Origin of the sequence: Cellulomonas sp. ACRRI (assembly GCF_022346185.1) — a bacterium.
Lineage (GTDB): Bacteria > Actinomycetota > Actinomycetes > Actinomycetales > Cellulomonadaceae > Cellulomonas.
In genome coordinates, this window is the sequence record NZ_JAKRMS010000264.1 from 1 (window position 1) to 1,165 (window position 1,165).

The 1,165-nt window shown below is 74.8% G+C and carries 1 protein-coding gene; it reads right to left on the minus strand.

All coding sequences use genetic code 11. The annotated features are described in order from the left end of the window. A partial coding sequence (locus MHY85_RS21065) for an Rv2578c family radical SAM protein (RefSeq protein WP_239200423.1) occupies positions 1-1,002 on the minus strand: 1,002 nt, incomplete at its 3' end. Between the last annotated feature and the right edge of the window lie 163 nt (positions 1,003-1,165).

Consider the following 1,165-nt stretch of genomic DNA (forward strand, 5'->3'; position numbering starts at 1 on the left):
GGCGGTACGGGCTGCACGGTCCCGGGACCCTGCCCCCTCCGCCGGTGCGGCCCCGGGACCGTGCAGCCCGTACCGCCGGCGCAGCGGCCGCACCCGCTCGGACAGCCAGCGGCGGTACTCCTCGGGCACGTACGCCCCGCGCGCGTACAGCCGCCGGTAGTTCGGCACGAGCTCCGGCCGGTGCTCGGCGAGCCAGGACAGCATCAGCGGCCGCACCGGGCCGCGCAGGTGCAGCGGGATGGTGGTCACCCACGACGCACCCGCCTCCGCCAGGTCGCGGAACAGGCCGTCGAGGTGCGCCGTCGAGTCGGTGAGCCACGGCATGACCGGCGCGACCAGCACGCCGCACTCCAGCCCCGCCTCCCGGACGGCGCGGATCAGCCCGAGCCGGGCGCGGGGCGTGGGGGTGCCCGGCTCCATCGCCTGCTGCAGGTCCTCGTCGCCGATCGCGAGCGACACCGCGACGCTGACGCCGACCTCCCCCGCCGCGTCGGTGAGCAGCGGGATGTCCCGGCGCAGCAGCGTCCCCTTGGTCAGCAGGGACAGCGGGGTGCCGGAGTGGGCGAGCGCGCCGATGATCCCGGGCATCAGGGCGTACCGGCCCTCGGCCCGCTGGTACGGGTCGGTGTTGGTGCCGAGCGCCACGTGCTCGTGCCGCCAGGACGGCCGGCGCAGCTCCGCGGTCAGCACCTCGACCACGTTGGTCTTGACGACGATCTGGGTCTGGAAGTCCTCGTCCGGGTCGAGGCCGAGGTACTCGTGGGTCGGGCGGGCGAAGCAGTAGGTGCACGCGTGCAGGCAGCCGCGCATCGGGTTGACGGTCCACCGGAACGGCATGGCCGAGGCCTCCGGGACCTTGTTCAGCGCCGACCTGGCGTGCACCTCGTGGAACGTCACCCCCGCGAACTCCGGGGTGCGCACCGACCGCTGGTGCCCGGCCAGCGCGAGGCCCGGGAGCGCCTGCGCCGCCTCCACCGCGATCTTCTGCCCGTCCCACCGCATGCGTCGATTCGAACACGTGTTCGACCCGCGCGCAAGCACCCCGCCCGCACCCTGGGGACGCGTCACCGGAAGTCAGCATGCTGGGCTTCCGGTTGCCGAGGCGCCCGACCCGGCGGACGGTGGAGCCATGACCTCCGCGAACCCGGCCCAGCCCGCCCCGAGC